The 24,923-nt window shown below is 59.5% G+C and carries 26 protein-coding genes and 1 pseudogene; 8 read left to right on the plus strand and 19 right to left on the minus strand.

What is annotated here, in order from left to right:
* Positions 1-35: 35 nt before the first annotated feature.
* The 7 genes and pseudogenes from ACZZZ4_RS20435 to ACZZZ4_RS20465 form a co-directional block, all read right to left on the minus strand.
* A complete protein-coding gene (locus tag ACZZZ4_RS20435) occupies positions 36-461 on the minus strand; it encodes a DUF1850 domain-containing protein (RefSeq protein WP_463548593.1) in 426 nt (141 codons plus the stop codon).
* Positions 458-2,484, minus strand: a pseudogene (locus tag ACZZZ4_RS20440) (TRAP transporter permease). Before ACZZZ4_RS20440 ends, ACZZZ4_RS20435 begins: the two are co-directional and overlap by 4 nt.
* A 71-nt stretch (positions 2,485-2,555) precedes the next feature.
* On the minus strand, positions 2,556-3,506 hold the full coding sequence (locus tag ACZZZ4_RS20445) for a TAXI family TRAP transporter solute-binding subunit (protein ID WP_110599139.1): 951 nt from the start codon (positions 3,504-3,506) through the stop codon (positions 2,556-2,558).
* A gap of 83 nt (positions 3,507-3,589) precedes the next feature.
* Positions 3,590-4,873 carry a C4-dicarboxylate TRAP transporter large permease protein DctM gene (gene dctM, locus ACZZZ4_RS20450; RefSeq protein WP_415762826.1) on the minus strand — a complete coding sequence of 428 codons (1,284 nt, stop codon included), beginning with the start codon at positions 4,871-4,873 and terminating at the stop codon, positions 3,590-3,592.
* A complete protein-coding gene (locus ACZZZ4_RS20455; RefSeq protein WP_415762825.1) occupies positions 4,870-5,502 on the minus strand; it encodes a TRAP transporter small permease in 633 nt (210 codons plus the stop codon). The genes dctM and ACZZZ4_RS20455 overlap by 4 nt, the downstream gene beginning before the upstream one ends.
* Before the next feature lie 62 nt (positions 5,503-5,564).
* Positions 5,565-6,560, minus strand: coding sequence for a C4-dicarboxylate TRAP substrate-binding protein DctP (dctP, locus tag ACZZZ4_RS20460; protein ID WP_415762824.1), 996 nt, complete (start codon positions 6,558-6,560; stop codon positions 5,565-5,567).
* Between the two features lie 199 nt (positions 6,561-6,759).
* Complete coding sequence (locus ACZZZ4_RS20465; RefSeq protein WP_463548594.1) at positions 6,760-7,785, minus strand: LysR family transcriptional regulator; 1,026 nt, start codon at positions 7,783-7,785, stop codon at positions 6,760-6,762.
* Between the two features lie 26 nt (positions 7,786-7,811).
* On the opposite strand from ACZZZ4_RS20465, the gene ACZZZ4_RS20470 reads away from it, so the two are divergent.
* Together ACZZZ4_RS20470 and ACZZZ4_RS20475 are read left to right on the plus strand one after the other, a co-directional pair.
* A complete protein-coding gene (locus ACZZZ4_RS20470) occupies positions 7,812-8,552 on the plus strand; it encodes an SDR family oxidoreductase (RefSeq protein WP_463548595.1) in 741 nt (246 codons plus the stop codon).
* 28 nt (positions 8,553-8,580) lie between these two features.
* A complete protein-coding gene (locus ACZZZ4_RS20475) occupies positions 8,581-9,663 on the plus strand; it encodes an alkene reductase (RefSeq protein ID WP_463548596.1) in 1,083 nt (360 codons plus the stop codon).
* A 65-nt stretch (positions 9,664-9,728) separates the two neighbouring features.
* Here the strand turns inward: ACZZZ4_RS20475 and ACZZZ4_RS20480 are convergent, their stop codons facing one another.
* Positions 9,729-10,400, minus strand: a complete 672-nt coding sequence (locus tag ACZZZ4_RS20480; RefSeq protein ID WP_463548597.1) for an SOS response-associated peptidase family protein — start codon at positions 10,398-10,400, stop codon at positions 9,729-9,731.
* A 96-nt stretch (positions 10,401-10,496) separates the two neighbouring features.
* A complete protein-coding gene (locus ACZZZ4_RS20485; RefSeq protein ID WP_039758965.1) occupies positions 10,497-10,754 on the minus strand; it encodes a DUF6555 family protein in 258 nt (85 codons plus the stop codon).
* Between the two features lie 442 nt (positions 10,755-11,196).
* Here ACZZZ4_RS20485 and ACZZZ4_RS20490 point away from each other — a divergent pair, with 442 nt between their 5' ends.
* Positions 11,197-11,415, plus strand: coding sequence for a hypothetical protein (locus ACZZZ4_RS20490; RefSeq protein ID WP_415762819.1), 219 nt, complete (start codon positions 11,197-11,199; stop codon positions 11,413-11,415).
* Positions 11,416-11,497: 82 nt separating this feature from the next.
* On the opposite strand, the gene ACZZZ4_RS20495 is transcribed toward ACZZZ4_RS20490, so the two are convergent.
* The 5 genes from ACZZZ4_RS20495 to xylA all read right to left on the minus strand — a co-directional run bounded on the left by ACZZZ4_RS20495 (position 11,498) and on the right by xylA (position 17,050).
* Positions 11,498-11,680, minus strand: a complete 183-nt coding sequence (locus tag ACZZZ4_RS20495) for a hypothetical protein (protein ID WP_039758963.1) — start codon at positions 11,678-11,680, stop codon at positions 11,498-11,500.
* Positions 11,681-11,725: 45 nt separating this feature from the next.
* Positions 11,726-12,862, minus strand: coding sequence for a sugar ABC transporter permease (locus tag ACZZZ4_RS20500; RefSeq protein ID WP_463548598.1), 1,137 nt, complete (start codon positions 12,860-12,862; stop codon positions 11,726-11,728).
* Positions 12,863-14,419: a D-xylose ABC transporter ATP-binding protein gene (gene xylG / locus ACZZZ4_RS20505; protein WP_039758957.1), complete on the minus strand. Its 1,557-nt coding sequence runs from the start codon at positions 14,417-14,419 to the stop codon at positions 12,863-12,865.
* 165 nt (positions 14,420-14,584) lie between these two features.
* Positions 14,585-15,586 (minus strand): D-xylose ABC transporter substrate-binding protein, encoded by a 1,002-nt coding sequence (gene xylF / locus ACZZZ4_RS20510; RefSeq protein WP_415762817.1) that lies wholly within the window; start codon positions 15,584-15,586, stop codon positions 14,585-14,587.
* Between the two features lie 147 nt (positions 15,587-15,733).
* Positions 15,734-17,050: a xylose isomerase gene (xylA, locus tag ACZZZ4_RS20515; RefSeq protein ID WP_463548599.1), complete on the minus strand. Its 1,317-nt coding sequence runs from the start codon at positions 17,048-17,050 to the stop codon at positions 15,734-15,736.
* A gap of 175 nt (positions 17,051-17,225) precedes the next feature.
* Between xylA and ACZZZ4_RS20520 the strand changes: the two genes are divergently transcribed.
* Positions 17,226-18,401, plus strand: coding sequence for a XylR family transcriptional regulator (locus ACZZZ4_RS20520; RefSeq protein WP_463548600.1), 1,176 nt, complete (start codon positions 17,226-17,228; stop codon positions 18,399-18,401).
* A 13-nt stretch (positions 18,402-18,414) separates the two neighbouring features.
* Here ACZZZ4_RS20520 and ACZZZ4_RS20525 read toward each other — a convergent pair whose 3' ends face one another.
* Positions 18,415-19,581, minus strand: coding sequence for an MFS transporter (locus ACZZZ4_RS20525; RefSeq protein WP_463548601.1), 1,167 nt, complete (start codon positions 19,579-19,581; stop codon positions 18,415-18,417).
* Between the two features lie 95 nt (positions 19,582-19,676).
* On the opposite strand from ACZZZ4_RS20525, the gene ACZZZ4_RS20530 reads away from it, so the two are divergent.
* Together ACZZZ4_RS20530 and ACZZZ4_RS20535 are read left to right on the plus strand one after the other, a co-directional pair.
* Positions 19,677-20,570: a LysR family transcriptional regulator gene (locus ACZZZ4_RS20530; RefSeq protein WP_463548602.1), complete on the plus strand. Its 894-nt coding sequence runs from the start codon at positions 19,677-19,679 to the stop codon at positions 20,568-20,570.
* A 103-nt stretch (positions 20,571-20,673) separates the two neighbouring features.
* Positions 20,674-21,063, plus strand: coding sequence for a hypothetical protein (locus ACZZZ4_RS20535; protein ID WP_463548603.1), 390 nt, complete (start codon positions 20,674-20,676; stop codon positions 21,061-21,063).
* 112 nt (positions 21,064-21,175) lie between these two features.
* On the opposite strand, the gene ACZZZ4_RS20540 is transcribed toward ACZZZ4_RS20535, so the two are convergent.
* Together ACZZZ4_RS20540 and ACZZZ4_RS20545 are read right to left on the minus strand one after the other, a co-directional pair.
* On the minus strand, positions 21,176-21,691 hold the full coding sequence (locus ACZZZ4_RS20540) for a hypothetical protein (RefSeq protein WP_039759025.1): 516 nt from the start codon (positions 21,689-21,691) through the stop codon (positions 21,176-21,178).
* 72 nt (positions 21,692-21,763) lie between these two features.
* Positions 21,764-22,714: an aromatic alcohol reductase gene (locus ACZZZ4_RS20545; protein WP_463549295.1), complete on the minus strand. Its 951-nt coding sequence runs from the start codon at positions 22,712-22,714 to the stop codon at positions 21,764-21,766.
* A gap of 93 nt (positions 22,715-22,807) precedes the next feature.
* Between ACZZZ4_RS20545 and ACZZZ4_RS20550 the strand changes: the two genes are divergently transcribed.
* Positions 22,808-23,266, plus strand: coding sequence for a winged helix-turn-helix transcriptional regulator (locus ACZZZ4_RS20550; RefSeq protein WP_039758937.1), 459 nt, complete (start codon positions 22,808-22,810; stop codon positions 23,264-23,266).
* Positions 23,267-23,277: 11 nt separating this feature from the next.
* Here the strand turns inward: ACZZZ4_RS20550 and ACZZZ4_RS20555 are convergent, their stop codons facing one another.
* Positions 23,278-23,691 carry a PaaI family thioesterase gene (locus ACZZZ4_RS20555; protein ID WP_463548604.1) on the minus strand — a complete coding sequence of 138 codons (414 nt, stop codon included), beginning with the start codon at positions 23,689-23,691 and terminating at the stop codon, positions 23,278-23,280.
* A gap of 132 nt (positions 23,692-23,823) precedes the next feature.
* Here ACZZZ4_RS20555 and ACZZZ4_RS20560 point away from each other — a divergent pair, with 132 nt between their 5' ends.
* On the plus strand, positions 23,824-24,279 hold the full coding sequence (locus tag ACZZZ4_RS20560; RefSeq protein WP_463548605.1) for an N-acetyltransferase family protein: 456 nt from the start codon (positions 23,824-23,826) through the stop codon (positions 24,277-24,279).
* A gap of 7 nt (positions 24,280-24,286) precedes the next feature.
* Here the strand turns inward: ACZZZ4_RS20560 and ACZZZ4_RS20565 are convergent, their stop codons facing one another.
* Positions 24,287-24,916: a DUF3885 domain-containing protein gene (locus tag ACZZZ4_RS20565; protein WP_463548606.1), complete on the minus strand. Its 630-nt coding sequence runs from the start codon at positions 24,914-24,916 to the stop codon at positions 24,287-24,289.
* Positions 24,917-24,923 lie beyond the last annotated feature (7 nt).

The following is a 24,923-nucleotide window of genomic DNA, read 5'->3' on the forward strand; positions in this document are numbered from 1 at the left end:
GGATTGCGAAGCGCTGGATGTAAGACCTCAGGCCTTTACCGCGTACCAGGTAGAGGTTCATCCGTTGGCGATAGCTTGGTCATTTCGCAACCCCACAACTGCAAAAACGGCTGGCTGATACTAGCCGGCCCAACCCATCGGCTGATGAACTCGCAGTTGCCATCCATGCATAACTGGTAATCGCCGGCCTGCGGGGTTCGGCCCAATTGCAGTGGTTGCAGCGGCGGCAAGTGGCGTCGGAAATGCCAACTGCCGTTCTCCAGCCGGGCATCGTCGGGTATCTCCATGCCAGCGCCGTTGCCGCGAACCCTGGCCTGCTCAAGAACCAGCCCCTGGGCCGTGACGCGGTAGTCTTCCTCCCAGCGGATCTTTTCGATGCTGTGGTTCCATGCCAGGGTGAAGTTCGCTACCGGCAATTGTGCCCAGATACTGCCGGCCAGACCCAGGCACAAACCGATCATGCATTGGCCGCTGCGGTGCGCCGCGAGCGCCAGACGTGTTGCACGATTACCAGAATCCCGAGTGCGAAGCCGATTTCATCGGTCACCGGCAGTGCCACGATCAGCAGAGCGCCCGCAGCAAGACTCAGCACCCGTTCCCAAACCAGCATTTTCTGTTGCAGAAAACCGGTAGACGCCATACCCCAGAGACCCACCGCCAGAAGAGTCTTGATCAGCATGTAGGCAGTCGCCCACAAGTTGTCGCCTTGCAACATTAGCGCCGGGTTGTAGACCGCCATGAACGGGATGACGAAACCGGCCAGCGCAATGCGCACCGCCCACAGGCTGATCTTGAAGCCGCTTTCCTTGGCGATCGGCGCAGCGGCAAAACAGGCGAGGGCGACCGGCGGGGTCAGGTCGGCGAGGATCCCGAAATAGAACACGAACATGTGCGACACGATCAGTGGCACGCCCAGCTCCAGCAGGGCGGGCGCGGCGATCGAGCTGGTGATGATGTAGTTGGGAATGGTCGGAATGCCCATCCCCAGTACCAGGCAGGTGATCATCGTCAGGATCAGCGACAGCAGCAGGTTGTCGCGGCCGATGGCGAGGATGTAGCCGGCAAACGTCGAAGCGACGCCGGTGAGCGAAACGATGCCGATAATGACGCCGACCAGTGCGCAGGCGATGCCCACCGGTACCGCGTGGCGGGCGCCCTCGACCAGCGCGTGCAGGCAGATCAGCAGCGTGTCGCGACCGCCCTTGATGACAGCGCAGACCAGCACCAGGGCGGCAATGACCGCGAAAATCACCGCGATGCCAAGCTGGAAAAAACCTGTGCAGAGCACGCCCAAGGCAATCCAGAACGCACAACGCAGGCCAAAGCTGTGCACCCGGAAAATGATCGCCGAGCCGAGAATCACGATGGCGGTCAATGCCAGACCGACCATGCCCGAGAACAGCGGTGTGCGCCCGGAAAACAGCAGGTACACCAGAACCAGCAGAGGAATCAGCAAATACCAGCGGGCTTTCACCGCGCCCCATGCGCTGGGGCACTGGTCTTTGGGCAGGCCCTTGAGGTTGGAGCGCTTGGCTTCCAGATGGACCATCCAGAACACCGAACCGAAATACAGCAGGGCCGGAATCAGCGCCGCCTTGGCGATTTCGACAAAGGGCACATTGATCGTCTCAGCCATGATGAACGCGACCGCGCCCATCACCGGAGGCATGATCTGGCTGCCCATGCTGGAGGTGGCTTCCACGCCGCCTGCGAACGCGGCGCGATAGCCAAAGCGCTTCATCAGCGGAATGGTGAACTGCCCGGTAGTCACGACGTTGGCGATCCCGGAGCCGGTGATCGTCCCCATCAATGCCGACGAGGCCACGGCCACTTTCGCCGGTCCTCCCAGCTTGTGCCCGAACAAGCCCATGGCGAAGTCGGTGAACAACTTGATCATGCCGGCCTGCTCGAGGAATGCGCCAAACAGGATGAACAGGAAAATGTAGGTCGCCGACACATACGTCGGCGTGCCGTACAGCCCTTCGGTGCCGAAGGACAATTGATTGATGATCTGGTCGAAGCCGTAGCCGCGATGGGCGAGTTCGCCGGGCAGGTATTGCCCGAACAGGCCGTACGCCAGGAACAGCCCGCAAATCACCGGCAGCGCAATGCCCATGACCCGTCGCGCGGCTTCGAAGACCAGAGCAATCAACACGATGCCGATAACCAGATCGGCCGACGTCAGATCACCGGAGCGCTGGATCAGGTCGGCCTCGAACACCCATTGATACAGCGCGGTAGCGATGGCGGCCAGGCTCAGCAGCCACGCCAGCGGTTGCCACGGACGGTCTGTGCCGTGTGCCGGATAACTTAGAAACACCACCCACAGCAGGAAGCCGACGTGCACCGCACGCAGCACCTGGCTGGAGAGGGTGAAAAGGCTGCGGTGACGATCTGGAAAATCGAGAACAGCAACGCTACGTAAAACAGGGTTTTCGGCCAGTCCCGTGGGTTCGCGGAGATACCGTGATGCTCGTCACTCATTGGCTGCCTTCCTCATGACCACGCAAAGGAATCGACGCTGCAGTGGCCGTCACGCCACTGCGCACAAGCGCTTATAACGCGCCTTTTTCCTTGTAGTAGCGCTCGGCGCCGGGGTGCAGCGCGATCGGCAGGTTTTTCGCGGCTGCTTCCAGCTTGATGTCCTTGGCCGCCGAATGGGAGTTACCCAAGCGCCCCAGGTTGTCGAACAGCAGGCGGGTCATGTCATAGACGACGTCATCCGGCAGGTCGGCGCGGGTCACCAGAATATTGGTAATTGCCACGGTAGGCACGGCTTCGGCCTGTCCGTCGTAAGTGTTGGCCGGGATCATCGCACTCTGATAGGCCGGATTGCCGATTTTTGCCACTACTTCACTCGGGATAGCCACGTAGTTCAGCGGCATCACCGACGACAGGTCGCGAATGGCGGCCATGCCCAGTCCCGACGATTGCAGGGTGGCATCCAGTTGCCGGTTCTTGATCAATTCCACCGATTCGGCAAACGGCAGATATTGCACTTTGCCCATGTCCTCGTAGGTCAGGCCGGCCGCTTTGAATATCGCCCGCGCATTCAATTCAGTGCCGGATTTGGGGGCGCCGACCGAAATGGTCTTGCCCTTGAGATCGGCGAGGGTTTTGATCCCCGACTCCTGGCTGGCGACGATTTGGATGTAATTGGGATAGGCACCGCCCAAGGCGCGCAATTTGGTCAGCGGTGCTTTGAAACCGGCGTCTTCGACACCGTTTTTGGCGTCGGCCACTGAGTCGCCCAAAGCCAGGGCCAACTCGCCGCGACCGGCCTGTAGCAAATTGAGGTTTTCCACCGACGCTTTGGTGGCCTGCACCGATGTCTTCGAACCGGCAATGCCGTCGCTGTAGATTTGCGACAGGCCGACGCCGATCGGGTAGTAAACCCCGCTGGTTCCGCCGGTGAGGATATTGATGAACACGGGCGCGGCCTGCGCAGCACTGCTAAGGGTCAGCGTGGCGGCGGCCAGCAGGGCAAAGCGTGTTTTGACTCGCATGGGGGCACTTCTCCGTCTTGTTATGGTTGTAAGCAGAGTGATTGCACTTTAGCCGGTCCCGGCTGAACGTGATCGTCACGACGTCAGTTCATCCCCAGCCAGTTCGGCAGCACCAGTGAGATCCATGGCACGTAAGTAATCAGGATCAGGAACAGCAGCAGAATCGACAACCAGGGCATCGCGGCTTTGACTGTGGCGGGCAAGGACATGCCGGTCACCGCCGAGGTCACGAACAGGTTCAGGCCCACCGGTGGCGTGATCAGGCCGATCTCAAGGTTGACCACCATGATGATGCCGAGGTGAATCGGATCGATGCCCAGTTTCATCGCGATAGGAAAGAGGATGGGCGCCAGGATCAGGATGATCGCTGACGGTTCCATGAACGCGCCGGCAACCAACAGCACAATGTTGACCATCAGCAGGAACGTCACCGGCGTCAGCCCGGCTTCGATCACCCAGGCAGTGATTTGTTGAGGTAACTGTTCGGTGGTCAGCACGTGGGCGAACAGCATGGCATTGGCAATGATGAACATCAGCATGATGCTCAGCTTGGCCGAGTCGAGCAGAACCTTGGGTGTCTCGCGAAAGGTCAGATCCTTGTAGACGAACAGAGCGATGAAGGCCGAATAGACGGCTGCCACTGCGGCAGCTTCGGTCGGGGTGAACATGCCCGAATAGATGCCGCCGAGGATGATCACCATCAGCAACAGGCCCCATATTGCCTTGCGTGCCGTACTCAGAAACTCGCGAAGCGTCGCACGCGGCAAGGCGGGGAGATTTTTCTTCACCGCGACGATGTAGATCGCCACCATCAATGCCGTGCCCAGCAGCAGGCCGGGCACCACGCCGGCCATGAACAGCTTGCCGACGGAAGTTTCTGTAGCGGCGGCGTAAACCACCATCACGATCGACGGCGGGATCAGGATGCCCAGCGTACCGGCGTTGCAGATGATCCCTGCACCGAAGGCCTGCGGGTAGCCCGAGCGGACCATTCCGGCAATCGCAATCGAGCCCACCGCAGCGACCGTGGCGGGACTTGAACCGGAGAGGGCGGCGAACAGCATGCAGGCCAGCACCGCCGCGATGGCCAGGCCGCCGCGAATATGCCCGACACAGGCGTTGGCGAAGTCGATCAGCCGGCGGGCGACGCCACCGGTGGTCATGAAGGCCCCGGCCAGCAGGAAAAACGGAATGGCCAGCAGCGTGTAGTGTTCCGAGGTCTCGAACAGTTTGATCGCCAGCGAGCGCACCGAGTCGGGACTGAAGAAAATGATCGTCAGGGAGCCGGCCAGGCCCAGTGAGATGGCGATCGGCACGCCGATGAACATCAAGGCGAACAGGGCCACGAACAGGAAGGCGATGGTCATGGCTTGTCATCCTCGTGTTCGGCAAGTTTCAGCGCGTCGGCCGCTTCATCGGCCAGGCCGAGGCCGGTCTGACGGTTGAGCAGGATGCGCAGGAGAATTTCAGCGAAGCGGATGAACACCAGCGCGAAGCCCAGCGGCACGATCAACCCGACATGCCACTGCATGACGCCGAAATGGCCGAGATCCTCGGCGCCGATACCGGCGTTCATCAAGGTTTCAATCCATTCGAAGCTGGCGACGGCGAGCAGCCCTGCGTAGGCCAGACAGCACAGGCAGGCGAGGATGCCGATGTAACGCTGTACCGATCTGCGCGCCAGTTTGACCAGTGCGTCGACACCGATATGCCCGGCGGTGCGCACGCCATAGGCCAGGCCGAAAAAAATCAGCCAGCCGAACAGCGCTTTGGTCAGGGCAGTGCTCCAGGTCATGGCCTGCGCCATGCCCATGATCTGATCGCCAACGGCGAACAGCGGAACACTGGCTGCCGGCCAATGATCGGCGAGCCAGTAAAACAGACTGTAGAAATTGTTGAGGATCACGTAGACAAACGTGACGAGGGTCATGGCCGCCAGAAGGAAGACGATGAAGCCTTCCTCGAAGTGTTCCCAGATTCGCCGAAGCGCTTTCATGGATGGCATCTCACGTCGAGTGAAGACGGGCAGGCGCCGACGCAGCGGCGCCTGCCTTGCGATTATTGCGCCTGGTTTGCGGCTTCGGCAGCAGAGATCAGCTCAGGGCCGATTTCGCCTTCGAACTTCTTCCAGACCGGTTTCATCGCATCGCGCCACTGCGCACGTTCTTCTGGCTTAAGCGTGATGATTTCCGTGGTTTTGGCGGCAAGGATGCGCTGCTTGTCACCCTCGTTCAGTTGCTGGGCTTCCTTGTTCACGTGGGTGGTGACTTCCACGACGATTTTGTCCAGTTCGCTGCGCACGTCGGGCGGCAGGCCGTTCCAGAATTTGGTGTTGGTGATCAGCATATAGTCCAGTACACCGTGGTTGGATTCGGTGATGTACTTCTGCACTTCATGCATCTTCTGGCTGTAGATGTTCGAGTAAGGATTCTCTGCGCCGTTGACCACACCGGTCTGCAGGCCTTGATATACCTCGGCAAAACTCATCTTGCGCGGATTGGCGCGCACCGCCTTGAACTGTTCCTCCAGTACGGCCGAGGCCTGCACCCGGAACTTCAGGCCGCGCGCATCAGCCGGTACACGCAGTGGCTTGTTGGCCGACAGTTGCTTCATGCCGTTGTGCCAATAAGCCAGTCCCGTGATGTTTTTGCTTTCCATGGATTTGAGCAGGCCCTGACCTTGCGGGCTCAGTTGAAAGCGGTCGACAGCGTTGATGTCATTGAAGAGAAAGGGCAGGTCGAACAGCTGGACGGTCTTGGTGTATTGCTCGAACTTGGCCAGCGACGGCGCAATCATCTGCACATCGCCGAGCAACAGAGCTTCCATTTCCTTGCCGTCACCAAAGAGCGAGGAGTTGGGATACACCTCGACCTTGACTTTGCCCGGCAAGCGTTCTTCGACCAGTTTCTTGAACAGCAACGCACCTTGCCCCTTGGGCGTCTGGTCAGCGACCACATGCGAGAACTTTATGATCACCGGGTCTGCCGCCATGGCCGGGTTCATGCTGCTTACCGCCAAAGCGCAGGCAAGTGCGCTGAACAGAGATCTGAGCATCTGGGTGATTCCTCTTGTTTTTATTGTGATGACCGCTCGACGCGCTGAACGCGTTCAAGTGCCGAGACATGTTCAAGTCTAGGCAGAAATATCTGATTTGCCGGGGAATTGACGAGAAAGGGTAAAACACCAACGAAAGGTCGAACGCTGATCCGCGCATTGAGCTCCGGCACGATGCATCCAGCCGAGCGAGATCCCTTCAGTGTTTCACCGCATTCTCGATGATCTGATCCCAAGGCGGCGTTGCAGGGAACAACTCAAGCAGAAACGCCGTGAACGCTTTGACATTCGGGCTACCGCGACGGCTTTCCGGCCACAACGCGGTAATGGCGAAGCGTTCCACGGTGAACTGCGGCAGCACCGGGACCAATTCGCCCCGACGAACATACGCCGCCGCTACGTAGTGCGGCGAAATGCCGATGCCGCCGCCGGCAGCCACCAGCGCCGCGACCGCATCGCTGGCATCGACGGTGAAGGCCGCGTCGGGTGTCAGCTCCAACTGTTTGTCACCAGCCAGATACGGCCAACGCAAACTCTGCCCGGTGCTTTGATAGCGAAAATTCACACACTCATGCTCGGCGAGATCCTCGGCGGTAAGTGGAGTGCCCTTGCGCTGCAGATAGTCCGGCGAGGCAAACGCACCGATTCGATGTGGACCAAGCTGGCGAGAAATCAGTCGCGAATCCGCAAGATTGCCAACCCGAACCGCGACGTCGATGCCTTGTTCGATGAGGTCGGCATGCTGATCGCCGAGCCGCAGATCGATTGTCACCTTTGGATATTGCTCGCGAAACCTCGGCAGGGCCGGTGCGAGAATATTCAGTCCAATCGGCAACGGTGCGGTGACCTTCAATACGCCCGATGGCTCAGCACGGGAGGCGACGGCGGCCTGATCGATGTCTTCGACTTCACGCAGAATCCGCAGCGCCCGTTCGTACAGGTCGCGGCCCTCCGGGGTGAGCACCAGCGAGCGTGTGGTGCGGGTGAACAGCATCAGGCCGAAATGCTCTTCGAGCCGCTGTACGCTTTTGCTGATGGCAGACGGCGACACCGACAGTGCTCGCGCGGCAGCCGTATAGCTGCCCAGCGACGCCGCACGAGCAAAGGCAATGAGCCCGGTTAAACGATCCAATCCAATTTGTGCCTTCATGGCACTAGTAAAGCGACTTCTGCCCCAATTATCAACGTGGCTTTCAAGCCGTAGTCTTCTTCCATCGAACGCCATTCAGGTGTTCCAGACGGAGACTCAGCATGAACATCAGCCAAACCCTGCCTTCCACTCTCACCAAAAAAACCGTGGTCATTTTCGGCGGCACCTCCGGCATCGGCCTGGCCGCTGCGGTGCAAGCGAAGGCCGCTGGCGCCAAAGTCATCGTGATCGGCTCGAACGCCGCACGTGCCGAGCAGGCCGCCAGCGAGCATGGCCTCGATGGCTGGCGTGCAGCGGACGTGACTGACAACCAGGCTATGGAAACCGCATTGGCCGATATCCCTCAGGTCGACCACCTCGTTCTGCTCGCCGGCACTTTTGTCGCTGGCACCGTGCTCGCGGCTGATCTCGCTTACCTGCACCGCGCGTTCGATGAACGCATCTGGGCATCGATCAATGCGATTCGGGTGCTCGGCGACAGGCTGGCAAAAGACGGCTCGATCACTTTTATCTCCGGCTCGTTGGCTGATCGCCCGAATGCCTACGGCACCGCTGTGCTCGCTGCGGCCTCGGCAGCGATGGAAGCACTGGCTCGCGGTCTGGCTCTGGAATTGGCACCCGTGCGGGTCAACACACTGTCGCCCGGCCCGATCAACACCCCGATTCTCGGCAAGGCACTGGGCGAGGGGCGCGATGCATTCGTTGCTTCCCTTGAGCAGGTTCTGCCCCTGCATCGCCTCGGCACAGCAGCAGAGGCGGGCGCGGCAGCGGTGTTCCTGATGAGCAATAACTTCATGAACGGCGCCGTACTCAACATCGATGGCGGCGCACGCCTGGTTTGATCCAGCCCACCTTTTTGAGAGCCTGAACATGACCTCGTTATTCGATTCGCTGCGCCTCGGCGCGCTCGATTTGCCCAACCGCATCCTGATGGCGCCGATGACCCGCGCGCGCGGCACTCGCGAACACGTCCCGACCGAGATGATGGTCGAGTATTACCGCCAGCGCGCCAGCGCCGGCCTGATCATTTCCGAAGCGATCGGCATCAGCCAGCAAGGTCTGGGCTGGCCGTACGCGACGGGCATCTGGTCGGCCGAACAGGTCGCCGGCTGGCGCAAGGTCACCGATGCAGTGCATGGCGCTGGTGGCCGGATCATCGCGCAGCTGTGGCACATGGGCCGGGTCGTGCACCCGAGTTTCCTTGGCGGCGGCCAGCCGGTTTCCGCATCGGTCACCACCGCGCCGGGGCAGGCGCACACCTACGCCGGCAAGCAGCCGTATACCCCGGCGCGCGCGTTACCGCTGGAAGAAATCCCCGCATTGCTGGAAGACTTTCGACAGGCGACCCGCAATGCAATCGAGGCGGGTTTCGATGGCGTGCAGATCCACGCCGCCAACGGTTATCTGATCGACCAGTTTCTGCGCGACAGTGACAATTTCCGCAGCGATGCCTATGGCGGTTCGATCGACAACCGCATCCGCTTGCTCAAGGAAGTGACCGAGGCGGTCGCCGAAGTCATCGGCGCCGACCGCACCGGCGTGCGCTTGACCCCAAGCAGCTACGAGCAGGGCATCCGTGACAGCGATCCCGAAGCGCTGTTCATCCGCGCCGCCGAGGTGCTGTCAGCGATCGGCATTGCTCATCTGGAAGTCCGCGAGCCACCGCTGGACGGCACTTTTGGCAAGTCTGAACGACCGCCGCTGGCCGGGGTGATCCGCGATGTATTCAAAGGCGTGCTTATCCTCAATTCGGACTACGCATTTGCGCGGGCGCAAGCACAACTGGACGCAGGGCTCGCCGATGCGATTGCGTTTGGACGGCCGTTTATAGCCAATCCGGATCTGCCGCTTAGATTTGCCCGCCAGTTGCCATTGGCGGAAAGCGAAATGAGTACGTGGTTCAGCCAAGGCTGGGAAGGGTATTTGGATTACCCGGCAGTGGGCGACGTTTGAACGCGCGATTGCCACGTTTCGACTGCCCGCTGCGGAGTGCTCAGTGGGCAGATGTTTTACCCGATTCAGCGCAAGCGCGATGTCCGTTGCGAGGACAGCACCTGTTCAAGCTGAGGTTCGAGCACGGCTTTGTGTGCGGCCAATACATGCGCCTGCGCCCACTCCAGATCAGGGTGCAGCCATTCCAGCGCATCCTTTGCGGTGAACGCCAACAAACGCTGACGTTTCATTTTTGTGTCCTCATGGGTGATCAGCGCCAGGCCATCACAACCGCTACGGGTTCCGCTGACCTGAGCGAGTGCGGCGAGAAAGATCGGACAAGGCTCACGGGCTGTGGTGTAGGCAAGGTTGCGCGAATGAATGAACATTCCGGCGTCGAGGGCCTCATACCAGCCTTCCACCGCGACGAGCATGCGCCCGTCGTGTTTGACCCGGTCAAATACCTTCGAACGCATGACCAGATGCAACGGCAAATGGGTCAGCGGAGGCAGGGCGCCCATCGACCAAGTGGGTGACCAGCCCCAGCGCACGGGCAAGCAGTCCAGAGCACCGTCGCGGCGACAGATGCCATTGACCTGCATACCCGGTTTGATGAGGTGGCGCCCGTCAGGTGTCCATTTGCCGGAAGCGCCGTCACCGGCCGTATCGGCTTGTGCGTCAACGTTTGCCATCTGGCCGGTCACCAGAAGAGTCGCCAGTTGTTGCGGGGCGGTGTGTTGAACGATGTACTCACACATTGCAAATCTCCTGGTCGGCAGAGCTTTGCGCACGGCACGCAAGTCCGGCGTTTCTCGCGTTGTGCTGCTCTGGGGCAGATGGGCGGCGCGGGTTTTTCATATCGCCAGATCCTCGTCCCAACACACCGCCTTCGATTCGTGCCATTGCACGTCGGTAACGCCGAACCGTTCGGCCATAGGCTTTGAGAAACGCTTCAGCGGAGGCCGGCCGGGCTTGGGGATCGGCGTCAACCCGGCGTCGCAACTTGCCCACTGCCAGGCTTCCGCGTTGTTCATCAATTTGGCGCGGATAATGAAGGATTTGGGCACACCGTGAAGGCGGTATTTGATCATGTACAAATCTGTCTGGCTCATGAGGCTCTCCTGTTGCTCATGAAAGAGGGATGTTCCTCGTGCCAGGAAATTCATAGATTTTTCCTACATCTCGACATGCGTTCGTACCGGTTGAAAATAAGTTATACAGACCGCGCTTACGGTATAAGGAGCTCGTGTTTTTCACTGAGCTAGTTTGAGAAAAGAAACTAAGCGGAACGACGGAATATAATGAAGTAACATGGCTAGTGGTAGCATTTAGATATTGTTTGTCTTTACGACGAATATCGCTGCGTTTATTCCGCACAACTCTGCAAATTAGCAGCCGATACAACTAAGCTGGAACGCAAGTACAAGTAAGTCTGCGGGTTCTATTAATTAGGAAGCTTTGCAAACGAAGCGACAAATTGATTTTTTTGTACAGATTTGAGTCGACTCATGTAATGGTTGATGACCCGATTGTGCCTTGACAGGAAGAAGGGCCATGGAAAACGACGACCTGCGTCAAACTTGTACAAGTTGCAACAAGCTGTACAAAACCTCGCCGCAAGCAGAGCGTTACAAGGCAAGCGCCGGCCATGCGGGGCTTTGTGAGACCTGTCTCCAAACCGAACAGGAGCGGGTGATCGACGAGCGTTTGGCCCTGTGCGCCGCGAAGATGCTGGTGATTGATCGTCAGTTCAAGCCACCGGCGAAGCGCTGATGTCGTCGTCGGCTTTCAAGTAAAGCGGGGCGCCGGACTGCCGATGCCCCAGTTTTGGTTTGCCGTTTTTATTGACCAGCGTTCAAGCTCCTCGATTAATCAGCCACGCGAAAAACGCCAGGAACGGCGCCAATAAAACTGCACCGCCAATCACCACTGCCCAACCCCAGGCAAAGCCACGCTCACCCTTGAACCGCCCGCCGCTCAATAACCGCAGTACAAAGACGCCTGTGCGATGGGCCAGCAAATCAATAATGAAATCCATGTCATCACGGCTCCTTGGTGCAATCTGACTTGCCAGTTCATTCATTTAACGCCGCGCCGTGCGTGTACTCACATCCACCCAGACCGCCAACACTAGAATGCTGCCCTTGACGATCATCTGCCAGTAACTATCCACGTCGAGCATGGACATGCCGTTGTCCAGACTGGTGATCACCAGCGCGCCGAGGAGGGCGCCGTAGACGGTGCCGGAGCCACCGCGCATGGAGGTGCCGCCGATGAAGCAGGCGGCGATAGCGTCGAGTTCGCCCATGCTGCCGGCCGAGGGCGAACCGGCGGCGAGGCGTGCGGTGTTGACCACGCCGGCGAGGGCGCACATCACGCCCATGATGCCGAAGATCCACAGCTTGACCGCTTGCACATTGATGCCTGACAGGCGCGTCGCTTCCATGTTGCTGCCGACCGAATAGACCCGGCGGCCGAACACGGTCTGGCTGGTGACGTAGCTGAACACACCGAGCAGAATCAGCAACAGCAGCACCGGCACGGGAATGCCGTCGTAACTGTTGAGGGTCTGGACGAAACCGGCCAGTACCGCGCCGATCACCAGCACGCGCACAACATCACGCACCAGCGAATGCGCCGCCAGACCATGCAGGGCGCGATTGCGTCGTTGTTTCCAGGTCAGAAAAATCGTCAGCACGAACAGCAGCACACCCAGGCCAGTGCCGATCGCGTGGGGCAGATAACCCTGGCCGACGTAAACCAGCTCCGGCGATACCGGGGCGATGGTGGTGCCGCCGGTGATCCCTAGCAGAATCCCGCGAAACGCCAACATCCCACCGAGGCCGACGATAAATGAGGGGATGCGCAAGTAGGCGGCCATGTAGCCATTGGCGAGGCCGATCATCAGGCCGCACAGGGCAACCAGACTGAGATTCGTCAGCAGCGGAATGTGATAAACCACGTCGAGAATCGCCGCGAGGCCACCCAGCAGGCCGAGCAATGAGCCCACCGACAAATCGATCTCGCCGCTGATGATCACCAGCACCATGCCGCAGGCGAGGATTCCGGTGATCGACATCTGCCGCAGCAGGTTGGAAAGGTTGCGCGGGGTGAGGAAGCCGCCCTCGGTCTGCCAGCTGAAGAACAGCCAGATCAGCACCACGGCGAATACCAGCGCGAGCATCTTGTAGCGGGTGAACAGTTGTTTGACCTGATTCATTTACGCGGTTTTCCGATCATTATTGTTATGGCTGCCCGGCTGGCTGAGGGCGGCGGCGAGTACCTGTTCCTGGGTCAGTTCATGGTTGACGAAGTCTCCACGCAACTGGCCTTCGCCGATCACCAGCACGCGGTCGGAGACGCCGAGCACTTCGGCCAGTTCCGATGAAACCATGATGATCGACACGCCTTCGGCGGCCAGCGCGCCCATCAACTTGTAGATCTCATACTTGGCGCCGACGTCCACGCCTCGGGTCGGCTCGTCGAGAATCAGTACGCGCGGTTTGGCCAGCAGCATTTTGGCCAGCACGGCTTTCTGCTGGTTACCGCCCGACAGGCTGGTGATCGGCAAGGACGGACTTGCGGTCTTCAGATGCAGACGGGAGATTTCCCGGTCGATGCAGCCCAGTTCGGCTTCGGCATCGATGCGGGTCATTTTCGAATAACTCTCGAGCACGGCGAGGGTGATGTTCTGGCCGACGCCGAGATCCGGAATGATGCCTTGGCGCTTGCGATCTTCGGGCACCAGGCACAGGCCGGCGCGGATCGCTTTCAGCGGCGTGCGCGTGTCGATTGGCTGGCCGTCCAGCCAGACTTCGCCTTCGTGGCGGCCGGGGTAAGCGCCGAACAGTGCGGTGACCAGTTCGGTGCGGCCGGCGCCGACCAGCCCGGCAATGCCAAGAATCTCGCCGCGCTTGAGGCTGAAGGAAATGTCGTCGACTCGTTTGCGCTTGGGGTTGTCGACGTCGTAGCAAGTGATGTGGCGCGCCTCGAAAATCACCTCGCCAATCTCATGCGGCTCGCTGGGATAGAGGTTGCTCATTTCGCGGCCGACCATCTGCGTGATGATCTGCGGAATGTCCATGTCGGCCATGGCGGTGGTGGCGATGTGTTTGCCGTCGCGGATCACCGAAATGGTGTCGCACACGGCGGCGACTTCATCGAGCTTGTGCGAGATGTAGACGCAGGCGACACCCTTGGCTTTGAGGTCGCGGATGATGTCCAGCAGCACTTCGATTTCCGAGCGGCTCAGGGCCGAGGAGGGTTCGTCGAGAATCAGCAGACGCGCCTGTTTGTTCAGGGCCTTGGCGATTTCCACCAGTTGCTGATAACCGCCGCCGTACTGCGAAACCGGCAGCGACACGTTCATGTCCGGCACTTTCAATTCACGCATCAACGCTTCGGCGCGGTGGATCATCGCCGGGTAGTTCATGCGCCCGCCGGGCAGCGTCAGCTCATGGCCCATGAAGATGTTTTCCGCCACCGACAGATCGGGAACCAACGTCAGTTCCTGATGGATGATGACGATGCCGGCGGCTTCGGTTTCGCTGATCGACTGCGCCCGGAGCGGTTGCCCGTCCCAGAGGATTTCGCCGTCCCAGGTGCCATGCGGATAGACCGCCGAGAGGATCTTCATCAGCGTCGACTTGCCGGCGCCGTTCTCGCCGCACAGGCCCACGCATTCACCGGGCCGGACCTTGATGTCGATGCCGTTGAGCGCTTTGACACCGCCGAAGGTTTTGACGATGCCGTTCATTTGCAGCAGATAGTCGGACATGGAAAAGGCTCGTATACCAGGGACCTGAACACCACAAAGCCCTTGTGGGAGCGAGCTTGCTCGCGAAAGCGTCAGTTCAAGCAATGCATCGCTGACTGATACACCGCCTTCGCGAGCAAGCTCGCTCCCACAGGGTTCTTCGCATAACTGAGATTTGGGCTCTGGTTATTTCCCGGCAATCTGCGCCTTGGTGTAGAAGCCGTCCTGTTCGAGCAAGTCGATGTTGTCCTTGGTCAACGGCGTTGGCGTGAGCAGGATGGTGTCGACCTTTTTGCTGCCGTTGTCGTACTGCGAGGTGTAGGCCGGTTTTTCGTTGCGTGCCAGTTGAACCGAGAGCTTGGCCGCTTCGGACGCAATGAGTTTCAGCGGTTTATACACGGTCATGGTTTGCGTGCCGGCGATCACGCGTTTGACCGCTGCGAGGTCGGCGTCCTGACCGGAAATCGGCACCTTGCCGGCCAGTTGTTGCGCGGCCAATGCCTGGATAGCGCCGCCAGCGGTAGCGTCGTTGGAGGCGACGATGCCGTCGATTTTGTTGTTGTTACGGGTCAGGGCGTTTTCAACGATGCTCAGCGCTTCGGTCGGGTTCCATTCCTTGACCCACTGCTGGCCGACGATCTTGATATCGCCCTTGTCGATGGCCGGTTGCAGCACCTTCATCTGGCCTTCACGGAGGATCTTGGCGTTGTTGTCGGTGGGCGCGCCACCCAGCAAGAAGTAATTGCCCTTGGGCGCTGCTTTCAGCACGCCGCCGGCCTGCATCTCGCCGACCTTTTCGTTATCGAAGGAGATATAGGCGTCGACATCGGCGTTGAGAATCAGCCGGTCATAAGACACCACTTTGATCCCGGCTTTCTTCGCCTCGGCCACGGCGTTGGTCAGCACTGTCGCGTTGAACGGCACGATGACGATCACATCGACGCCGCGAGAGATGAGGTTTTCGATCTGTGAAATCTGCTTCTGCTCATTGGCGTCCGCCGATTGCACGAAGACTTTGGCGTCCATTTTTTCCGCCGCCGCGACGAAGTAATCGCGGTCGCGCGACCAGCGTTCCAGACGCAGGTCGTCAATGGAGAAACCGATTTTCGGGTGGGTGGCGTCGGCCATTACCGGCAGGGCCAACAACGCCAGGGCACTGGCCAACAGCGTACGTTTCAAGTTGTTCATGGTGGTGCGTCCTTTTATTTTTGTTGGAAAGACACGGCCTGACGATGAATCGGGCTGGTAGAACTGTAGAGAATCTGCCGACGCAGCAGGCACAGAATTGTCGTGCAATTGTCACAGCGTCGTTGCGTCGGCAGCCTCCCTTGGCGATCAGCGATACAGGTAACGGTTGACGATGTTTTCGAGCATTTCCTGGCGGCCGCTGACGGCTTGCGGGTTCAGCTCGTTGGTGAACGCGTGCTCGGCCAGCGACTCGAGATTGAAGTCGCCCGCCATCACCGCCTGCCCGAACGGCTGACGCCAACCGGCGTAGCGTTGATCCTTGAGCACTTGCAGTTGATCGTTCTCGACCATCGCGGCGGCGCGTTCCAGCGACAGGGCGAGAACGTCCATGGCGCCGACATGGCCGTGGAACAGGTCGATCTCGTCGAGACTCTGCCGGCGCACCTTGGAGTCGAAGTTGAAGCCGCCATTCTTGAAACCGCCGGCCTTGAGGATTTCATAGGTCGCCAGGGTCATTTCTTCGACGCTGTTGGGGAACTGGTCGGTGTCCCAGCCGTTTTGTGGATCGCCACGGTTGGCGTCGATGCTGCCGAAAATACCCAGCGATGCAGCCGTGGCAATTTCGTGATGGAAGCTGTGGCCGGCCAGGGTCGCGTGGTTGGCTTCGATGTTGACCTTGATTTCCTTCTCCAGGCCGTACTGCTGGAGGAAGCCGAACACCGTGGCGCTGTCGTAATCGTACTGGTGCTTGGTCGGCTCCTGCGGCTTGGGTTCGATCAGCAGATCGCCGGTGAAACCGATCTTGTGCTTGTGCTCGACCACCATGCGCATGAAGCGCCCAAGTTGTTCGCGCTCGCGTTTCAGGTCGGTGTTGAGCAGGGTTTCGTAGCCTTCGCGACCGCCCCACAGCACGTAATTGGCACCCTTGAGGCGATGGGTGGCGTTCATCGCGCTGAACACTTGCGCGGCGGCGCAGGCGAACACTTCCGGATCGGGATTGCTCGCGGCACCGGCGGCAAAACGTGGATTGCTGAAGCAGTTGGCGGTGCCCCAGAGCAACTTGATACCGCTCTGTTCCTGATGTTGCTCAAGGCGGTCGACCATTTGCGCGAAGTGTTCGCGGTACTCCTTCAGCGAGTTGCCTTCGGGGGCGACGTCCGTGTCGTGAAAGCAGTAGTAATCGATGCCCAGTTTACTGAAGAATTCGAACGCGGCTTCAGCCTTGCCAATGGCCAGTTGCATCGGCTCGCCGCTGCGTTGCCATGGGCGTTTGAAGGTGCCGGCACCGAACACATCGGAACCCGGCCAGACGAAGGTGTGCCAGTAGCACGCGGCCATGCGCAGGTGTTCGCGCATGGGTTTGCCGAGGATCAGCTTGTCGGCGTTGTAGTGGCGGAAAGCGAGGGGCGAATCACTGTTCGGGCCTTCGTAGCGAACCGGCTCGATATTGGGGAAATACTGCATGGACCTTGTCCTTGTTGTTCTTGGCGGTGTCTCGATACTAGCAACGGCCCCGTGCCCGCTGATTATGAAAAGCCTCAACTGCGAGTGCGATTTTGCGTATTGAGCTTATACGCTCGCACGCCTAGTCTGTGTCCATCGTCGCCGCGACGAAGCGACCCGGAACAGTCTAAAAACAATGAAGAGCCTACCGCCCGTGCACCGCATCGCCCTGTTGTTCAACGGCAGCAAGATCTACGACCGTGGAATCATCAGCGGTATCGGCAACTACCTGAGCAGCACCCGCGCTTCCTGGGACCTGTTTCTGGAAGAGGACTTTCTCTGCCGCTTGAAAGGCATCGAGCGCTGGCAGGGTGACGGGATCATTGCCGATTTCGACGATCCGCTGATCGGCGAGGCGCTGGCCGACATTCATTTGCCGGTGGTAGCGGTGGGCGGTTCCTACGAGGATGCACGCGCCTATCCGAAAGCGATTCCCTACGTTGCCACTGACAACAACGCATTGATCACGCTGGCTTACTCGCATCTGGTCGAGGCGGGGTTGCAGCGCTTTGCCTGTTTCAGCCTGCCCGAGGCACAAGCCAATCGCTGGGCGCAGGAGCGGGAAAAGGCCTTTCGCAAACTGATGCAGCGCGACGGCCTCTACGCTGAGATCTATCGCGGCATGGGCACCAGCGCGCCGCTCTGGGACAGCGCCGTCGAAAAGCTGATCGCCTGGCTGCACAGCCTGCCCAAACCGATCGGCATCATCGCCGTCAGCGACGCCCGCGCCCGCCAGTTGCTGCAAGCCTGCCTGACCGCCGGCATTGCCGTGCCGGAGCAGGTCGCGCTGATCGGCATCGACAACGACCCGCTGACCCGCAGCCTGACCCGTGTGCCGCTGAGTTCGGTGATTCAGGGCACCGAAACCATGGGCCGCACCGCTGCGCAATTGCTGCACCAGATGCTCCACGGCATGCCGTCCACCGGTACGCAAATCCTGATTCCGCCTGACGCGGTCAACGTGCAGGTGTCGAGCCTGCACCAACCACTGGGCAATCCCTACGTCATGCAGGCGCTGCTGTTCATTCGCCAATATGCCTGTCAGGGCATCAAGACCGCGCAAGTCGCGGCGTATGTCGGCGTGTCGCGCTCATCGCTGGAAGCGCATTTTCGCGCCGAGCGCGGATGCAGCGTGCATGACGAGATTCTGCGTTTCAAACTGGCGGCGGCTACCAGCGGTTTGAAGAACACCGATGCGGCGATTGCCGACATTGCCCAGGCCTGCGGCTTCAAGTCTGCGCAATATCTGCACACGGTGTTCCGTCGCGAGTTCGGCTGCACGCCCCGCGAATATCAGCAGGGCGGAGCGTAGTGCTGCGAATGGCTCACGCCAGCGCAGCGGCACTGGCTCTGGAGCGCCAGGCGAACGTCAGCACCATCAGCAGGCCCAGACCAGCCATCGCCGCGCCGGCCAGGGAAATCGCTGGATAACCCAGCCCGGCATTGATCACCGCACCGCCCAGCGCCGCGCCGATCGCGTTGCCGAAGTTGAACGCACCGATGTTCACCGCCGAAGCCAGATTCGGCGCGTCCTTGGCGGCTTCCATCACGCGCATCTGCAGCGGCGGCACCAGAGCGAAGCTGGCGATACCCCAGATCAGAATGGCCACGGCGGCCGGCAGCGGCCAGCGCATCAGCACCGTGAATGCGAGCAACACCACGATCAATGCGCTCAGCGACACGATCAGTGTGCGGTCGATCGAGCGGTCGGCGGCCTTGCCGCCCCACACGTTGCCCAGCGTCAAACCGATTCCGAACAACACCAGCATGGCGGTGATGAACGCGGCGGAGGCGTGGGTTTCGCTGCTGAGAATCGGCGCGATGTAGGTGAACACGGTGAACATCGCACTTGAACCGACCACGGTCAGGGCCAGCGCGGCCAACACCGGACCGCGGCCCAATACACGTATTTCCGCCAGCGCACCCGCGCCTTGCTCTGCTTTCAGATTGGGCAGGGCGAACCACAAGGCGATCATGGTCAGCACGCCGAGACCGGTAATGCCCCAGAACGCCGTGCGCCAGCCGAACAGCTCACCAAACCACGCCGCCAGCGGCACACCGCCGATGGTCGCCAACGTCAGGCCCATGAACATCGCCGCCACGGCGCCGGCACGTTTTTCCGGCGCGACCACGCTGGCGGCCACCACCGAGCCGACCCCAAAGAATGCGCCGTGGTTGAGCGAGGTGATCACCCGGGCGACCATCAGGCTGTAGTAGTCGGTGGCCAGCGCCGACATCAGATTACCCAAGGTGAAAATCGCCATCAGCCCGATCAGCAGATAGCGCCGGGGGATCTTGCCAGTGGTCAGGGTCATCAGTGGTGCGCCGAGCAGCACGCCCAAGGCGTAGGCACTGACCAGCAACCCCGCAGCGGGAATGGAAACGCCGAGATCGGCGGCGATGCCGGGCAACATGCCCATCGGCGCGAACTCGGTGACGCCGATGCCAAAGGCGCCGACAGCGAGTGCAACAAGTGGTGGATTGATACGCATGGAAAGTCTCCTCATCTATGCCGCCAATGCTACGATCCATCGTTTTCAGGCGGTAGATGGCGATTTTGGCAATCACCTTTGCGTAAGAGGCACGAATGGACTTCAACGGCAGGTCAGGGGAAATGAGCGTGTTCGTCACCGTGGCGCAGGAGGGCAGCCTCTCAGCGGCTGCGCGTGCGTTGGGGCTGACGCCTTCGGCGGTCAGTCGGATCATCGCCCGCGCCGAACAGCGACTCGGCACTCGTCTGTTGCTACGCACCACCCGCGCGCTGACGTTTACCGCCGAGGGAGAGGCCTTCCTGCGCGGTGCCCGGCGGATTCTGGCAGACATGGACGAGGTGGAAGGGGCCATCACCGATCAGGGCGTACCCAAGGGCCGCTTGCGTGTCAGTGCCGCCCTTGGCCATGGACGGCTGGTCATTGTGCCGCTGGTCGCAGCGTTCGCCGCCCGTTACCCGAACATCGTCGTCGACCTCAGCCTCGGCGACGAAGTCGTCGACATCCTCGCCGGTCAGGCGGACGTCGCCATCCGCTTCGGCCATTTGCCCGACAGCCCACTCACCGCGCGCCGGCTCGGCCACACCGGCCAGGTCGTGGTGGCATCGCCCGACTACCTGCAACGTCATGGCACGCCTCAGCAACCCGAAGACCTGCTCAAGCACAACTGCCTGCGCTTCAACTTCCGCCGCGCCGAAGCCAACTGGCCGTTTATCCGCGACGGCAAGGAGTTCTCACTGAACGTCAGCGGCAACATCGAATGCAGCAGCGGCGAAGCACTGGCCCAGTTCGCCAGACTCGGCGCCGGAATTGCGCGGATTGGCGAGTTCACCGTCAGGGAAGATTTGCAGCGCGGCACGCTGATCCCGCTGCTGCAAACGTTTAACCCGGGCGATGAGGAACCGATTCATGCGGTGTTCGTCGGCGGCGCGGCGATGCCGGTGCGGGTGCGGTTGTTTGTGGATTTTTTGCTGGAGCAGCATCGGATGTAAGAGGTGGCGTCTTTTCATCGGATCTGATTCTGTGCACGCAAATGCGATCATATTGCTATCATTTGCAGCTCTTCATTTTTCAGTCTGAATACAGTGAGTACCGATGTTCGTGAAAACGCTGAATGGGTTGCTTTTCTTATTGATTTGCGGCGTGCTGGGCGCTTGCGGAAAAACAGACCGTTTTGCCGACGGCTGGGATCAAGGCGGCAACCTGCATGACGTGAGTCTGCGCGAGTGGGCCTTTGCAACCGATGCCAACCGGCTTGCCAGTGCTGCCGATTTTGTCCGGGAATTTATTCCGACGTTGCCAGGAGTGTCTTTGCCGCTTGCGAGCGCCCTGGTTGAAAAGTGCCTGACCGAGAGTGCGTATATAGCCGCTATCGAGGAGATTGGGGTGCGAAGCAGAATTGAACCCTGTATTGAATATGCTCAACAGACCGCCCAGAGCCTCGCGCAGGAATATGCCAAGCGCCAAGGTGTTTCCAGCCAGTAAACGGTCGCCAGCGAAGTATTGTCGAGTGTCGGCTCCCAGCTACAAAGGGCCACCGCAGAATGATGGACCAGGATGTTCTTTACTGGGCGCTGAGCGAGACAGGTTGTTGTTTTCACTCGACGAATCTGAGGCATGCAAAAGCGGTTTTAATACGCAGTTGCTTGATGGGTTCGATGCTTTCCTGAGATCCGATTTTTTTGACTACGCCCAGGCCGCAGTATTGTTGATTGAAGGTGAAGATCGGGAGAAGGCCAGCCTTGGGTTCAGTCCAGTAGCCCGACTTCAACGTATAGCTGGCCCCAGCCTGAGGGGTGAAAGAGAAGGGTATCTGGCAAAACTTTCCACCAACTGTTTGCCGGTAAGTCAAAACCAGCTCTTTGTCGACAGCTACCGGCGATTGGATAAAACCCTCGGTATAGGGCAAAGGCGTGAAGCCTGCGTAACATCCCGATTCGTTGAAGGTCATCGCATCGAGGTTAGTGCCGCTTTCATATTTAAGCCTGACCGTCGCCGAGGGTTCATCCTGCCGGGGAAATTGATACTGTTTACCCTGAAACAGTGAAGTACAACCGCTAAGTGCCAATGCTCCAGCCAAAAGCGTCAAACCAAATCTGCCATTCCCGTACATGTACTGCTCCTGGATACCATCGGACTTTTCAGAAGCAGATGATACCGAAAAGTGGCCACATGCTACTAAGCTTTACGAGGTTGCAGACAGCCCAAGATTTTCCCTCGCCCACTGCTCAGCCGTCGTGACCTGAATCGCCCGCTGCTCATTGAACGTGCCTGCTTTAGGCCACGCCACACCTCGACCTTGGGCAAACACCGCGCGGTATTTTTTGATGTGGTGAGTGGGGTCTTTTTCCAGTTCCTGCATCAGGTGCGGCACTGTCCAGACGTTACGCTTGAAGGGCCGTCCGAGCACGCGTTCGAGAAGGCCCGCGACCTGTTCATAGGTCAGCGTGTCGCCCGACAGATACACGATCTCGTTGCGAAAACGCGGTTCGAAGAAAACGATTTCTGCGGTCAGCTTGCCGATGTCGTCCGGGGTCGTGAGCGTCACACTGGTGTCCAGGCTGCCCAAGGCGTTAACGGTGGCGTTGTCGAAATCAACGACTTCAAATACTGGCTCAAACAGGAAGCTGGTAAACATGCCGGTCGAGATGATCACCCATTCGGTTTTGTCCTGCGCGCGCAGCAGTTCGCGCACGTCGAGTTGAGCATCGAACAGATCCTGCGGACTGCCCCGGCCGATCACCTCGAAATCCACGCCAAACTGCCAGGGAAAGTAGCGTTTGATGCCGGACTGGAGAGCGGCGGTCGCCAGCTTCATCGGCGTCTCGCGACCAGCGACCATGCCGGCGCAGCCAATGACGGTATCGAACGGTGCGAAGACTTCGGCCAGTTGGTCGATTGAATCGTTGACCAGATCTGCCGCCACCATCTGCACGCCGAGACTGCGCAGTTCATCGATTTCGGCTTTCTTTTCCGGCAGCTGACTATTGATCGTCGAGGCCCTGAGCAGGACGCTGATCGTGCTGCCTGGCGAGCGCTTTGCCACTCGCGCAAGGTTGCGCAAAACCGGCAGGCCGAGCTCGCCTGCGCCAAGGACAAGAATGGATTGCGGGGAAGGGTGGTTCGATTCGGTCATGATGTCTCCTGAGATCTGCATGTAAGATCGGCAAATGCTGGCACGATCGGGCAGCACTCAGAAGAAGGCACACGCGTGATACCAGGTGAAGAAGTGACTGATCAGCAAGCGCTCAGTGAGGCAGAAGCAATCTGCCAGACGCTCAGACGAGACGATGATGGCGTGCGCCGCGAAGTGCTTGCGCACGCCGGTAGTCGCTGGTCTTTGGGCATCCTGCATGCCTTGGGGGTGTACGGCACGATGCGTCACGCCGAGATCAAACGGCAGATGACCGGCGTGACTCAGCGCATGTTGACCAAAACCCTGCGTGCGCTGGAACGCGACGGCCTGCTGACCCGGCGCGAGCTCGACCATGTGCCGCCGCACGTCGAGTACGAGCTGACGCCATTGGGCATGGGCTTGCTGGTGCGGATGTCGCCGATCTGGACTTGGGTGGTGGAAAACGTCGAGGGTTTCCGCCAAGCGCGACGCACGTTCGATAGCCAGATCGGCAAGAAACCCTCATGGCAAATTCCTGTTCCAGCGCGGGATGATTCTGAAGCGTCAGACTGAGGTTTCGCGCTTCAGCTCAGCGGCACCGCGAACACGGCACTGGCGCGCGCAACCGTTCGCTCACCGACGTGCAGACTGACGCCAGCAAACGCCAGTTGGCGGCCCTTTTTGGAGTGTTCAAGACGCACTTCGAGCCACTCGTTGATTTGCACCGCACCGAGATAATCCAGGGTCATGCTCGCCGTGATCAACGGCTGCGGCGGTTCGCTGGAGAAAGCCATGGCGTAGCCCATGCCGACATCGGCCAAAGTCGCCAATACACCACCATGCAAAGTGCCGCGACCATTGGCGTGGCGGGAGTCGGTCAGTAAACCCAACTCCAATTGCAGGCCGTGGCCTCTGGCGTAGATCGGGCCGAGCAGATCCAGCAACGGACTGCTGCGGGTGAATGGAGTGAAACCTTCGGGAATGGCCGTGGTGTTCATGATCCCATCCTGATGCAGGTGGCTGACCTGTGTGATTGGGCGAGGAATCGCAGAAGGAGGCAAGCACTATGCGCATGGGGAATTTGCTGCGATAAGTGCTGTACACGGAGCGGACAAGCAAGGAGCTACTGGGTGGATATTCAAATTCACATTGCGAGGGATGCGGATGCATCGGCTATCAGTGAAACGATCATCAAGACGCTCCGTGAGAGCAATGCTCGCGACTATCCACCCGATATCATTGATCGAGTGATTGAAAGTTTTTCGCCCTCGAACATCCTTCGTTTTTTGACTGAGCGTCAGGTGCTGGTCGCTACGCTCGACAGTCAAATCGTCGCAACGGCAAGTCTCGATCAAAACATTGTTCGAAGCGTATTTGTCGACCCGGACTTTCAAGGAATGGGTGTTGGAAGACAGCTGATGAAGAGCATTCAATCACTCGCCATGGACACAGGTTTCAATCTGCTGCGCGTTCCTTCCTCAGTCACCGCAGAAGGCTTCTATGCTTCGCTCGGCTTCGAGAAAATCAGAGATGAGTTTCATCAGACGGAGCGCACGATCATCATGGCGAAGAAGTTGAAACGATAGCGTTCACCTAACGTTTAAGCCTGCCGAATGTGGCTGCCATCGCTGCCCGGTCATGGTCGAGCAACCAGGCATGATGTCGTTGATAAAGCTGCAAAAGTAGTTCGGTGTTGGCTCCAACCACGTCCATGCCTCGGTCGTCATAGGGAAAGACGATGACTCGCTTGGGCAGATTGAACAGGTAGACAGCACAGTTCGCACGCGGTTGGATATCGGCGAAATCCTTGGCCAATGCGCACCAGAGTAATGCTTGAATGCTCGCCATAGACGCTTCGAAGGCGACGTTGACCCAGTATTCCGGTTCTTCCTCGGTGAACCATTCCTCGTTGTCTATTTCTTCGCTCCAGATGCACAGCTCTGATGGAGTATCGATGCCAGCAGATTTAAGGGCGCGAAGAGTGCTGCGGTGGGCGAATCGATTGCGACCGGAATGAATACGCAGACATGCGACAAACGATGCGTCCCCTTGGAAAATGTCGCCGCAGATGGTTATGGCTTTGCGCATCGCGGTCAGGAATTGCTCGATCATTCCGCCCGTTTCGGAGAGTTCGAAACGCAATCCTCCCGGCCAGGAATAGAAAAGCGGGCGGGCGAATGCCTGGGGTCCAAATGCGTTTTCGATCTCAGCTCTCAGATTCACTTTCTTC

It is taken from the genome of Pseudomonas sp. AC252 (assembly GCF_979258105.1).